General features: G+C 59.8%; 1 pseudogene. It reads left to right on the forward strand.

The window, feature by feature from the left end:
• Positions 1-1696, forward strand: a pseudogene (locus FW800_RS27230) (type IV secretion protein Rhs); the annotation flags it as partial.

Here is a 1696-nt window from a genome sequence, read left to right on the forward strand (position 1 = left end):
TGGATTGCGGGTTGGGGTTTGGCTGGAGTCATGCGCTGGCGCACAGGCTTTGTGTGTCGGGCGATTCGGTGGTGTGGACCGATCATGAGAACCGCCGTACGCAGTTTCCATTGCCCAGCGACTCTCGACCCGCAATCACCAATAGCCTGGCGGAAGCAGCGATCTACTTGGGCTCGGCTCCTGATGAGTTAGTGCTGGCCCAGGCGTCGCGGTTCTATCACTTTCGCGACGGTGTACTGACTGCGGTCAGCGATGCGTATGACAACCGTCTACGCATTTTCCGTGATCATTCCGGGCGAATTGAGCGGCTGGATAACGGTGCTGGTCGCTCGCTGCTGTTGCGCTATGAGCTGGACCGCATCGTCGCAGTGGACTACCAGGTGCATCGCGCCAAAGGGCGTGAGCCCTACGTCTGGGAAACCGAGCAGAACGTTGTTTCCTACGCCTATGACGAAGACGGACGACTGGTTTGCGCGACCAATGCCGTTGGTGAAAGCGAGCGTTATCGGTACGACGATCAGCACGTCATTGTTGAGCGGCAGTTGGCCGGTGGGGCGAGTTTCTTTTGGGAGTGGGAAGGCTCCGGCAAGGCGGCGCGTTGCGTCCGGCACTGGGCGAGCTTTTCGCAGATGGACACGCGCTATGCCTGGGGGGATGACGGTCGTGTCACCGTGCATAACGCCGATGGCAGCCAGGAAGTCTATGTCCACGACGACCGGGCGCGGTTGGTGCAGCGCATCGATCCGGACGGCGCGCAGCATTTCAAATCCTACGATGAAAAGGGCCGGCTGACCGTCGAGCAGGATCCGCTGGGCGCGGTGACGGCCTATCAGTACGACGAAGCTGGGCGCCTGGTGGCTTTGTTTCCGGGGGATGATGAGCCGACGTCTTACGAGCATGACAACGGTTTTGTTCGGGTTGTGAGGCGTGGGGAGGCGGTCTGGAAATACGAGCGTAATAAGCAAGGCGATGTTACGCGTAGGACCGATCCTGACGGCGAGGTTACCGATTACAGCTACAACAAACACGGGCAACTGACCGGGGTTTGGTACCCGGATCATAGTTGCCATCGGCTGGTGTGGAATGAGCGGGGGCAGTTGCTGGAAGAGCAATTGCCCAATGGCGGGATCAAGCGTTATCGCTATGACGACCTGGGGCGGCAAGTTGCCCGTGAGGATGAGCATGGCGCACTGACCGGTTATGAATGGGACGCTGCCGGTCGCCTGCTGAAACTGATCCAGCCCGGCGGTGCTTGCCGGGAATTGAGCTACAACCCCTACGGCAAAATCATCGCCGAACGCGACGAACTCGGCCACGTCACCCGCTACGAATACGCCGATGGCCTGCACCTGATCAGCCGCCGTATCAACGCCGACGGCACCCAGGTCAAATACCGCTACGACAACGTTCGCTTACTGCTGACCGAAATCGAAAACGAAGTCGGCGAAACCTACCAACTCGACTACCACCCCAACGGCCTGATCCAGCACGAAACCGGCTTCGACGGCCAACGCACCGCCTACGCCTACAACCTCAATGGCCACCTGCAGGAAAAGACCGAATACGGCGACGACGGCAGTCAGCTAGTTACTCGCTACGAGCGCGACCACGCCGGTCGCCTCGTACGAAAAACCCTGCCCGATAATAGTGTGGTCGACTATGCCTACGACCGCCAGGGCAACCTGCTCAGCGTCGA

The organism is Pseudomonas sp. 910_23 (assembly GCF_052850795.1).